Below are 798 nucleotides of genomic sequence, written 5' to 3' on the forward strand. Positions count from 1 at the left end.
CGGTAGGCGGCTGCAGGGTCGAGAATCAACACCCGCCGGGCGAGCGGATACTATAGGAGAACAAATAAAGAATCTTCAGGGAGGTGTGGCGATTCAGTGCCTATCGGCTTTCTCGATCGACCTTCTAACGATAGCGCCAGATGCTACCGCAACTGGAATTAGTATGGAGCCGGCAACTCCGTTGAATACTGCAACGATAATCCCGACGGCGACAGCAACATCGAAGATTACCAGAAGCATGAAACGGCATCTAGAGATAACTCCAGTCTTATAGCCAAGCGTCTTGATGATTTTATTTACCATAGCCGAATAGTTAAACTTTACCACCATACTCCATATCGTATGCCACAATATATACCATACCCATACAGTCTATTCGCATACCGTGCCACAAAGCGTCCAAGAGTAGCAAATCCTATAATTCCCCACCCTTTCACGCAGCCCCAACTTGCAATTCTTTGGATGCCGCGCCAGTAGTCAGGAAAGCAAAGATATTTGTAAAAAACTCGAACGCATTTTCTACCGTCAAGATCCATCGATTCATAAGGATCTTGGTTGGCGTAGTCGTAGGTGCTGGCGGAGCCGCCGAAGATGGGGTCGGTGGAGAGAAAACGGCCGGTGTAGGGATTGTAAAGGCGGACGCCCATGAGGGTGAGGCCGGCGAGGCTGTCGTGGGAGCGTTGTTTGGCTCCGAGCCAACCGTAACGCGTGTAAGCAGTACTGGAGAAATAAGGGGTGCCGAATTCGCTGGATTCGGCGTAGCTGGCGATGGCGGTAGCGGCGGTGTCGTCGGGGACC

At 51.6% G+C, this 798-nt stretch carries 1 protein-coding gene; it reads right to left on the reverse strand.

From position 1 onward, the window contains the following. Positions 1–320 precede the first annotated feature (320 nt). The coding region (locus tag AC08OP_RS07345) for an RHS repeat-associated core domain-containing protein (RefSeq protein ID WP_476613498.1) at positions 321–798 on the reverse strand (478 nt) is incomplete at its 5' end.

The sequence above is a fragment of the Frankia sp. CeRuru1 genome (assembly GCF_977966315.1).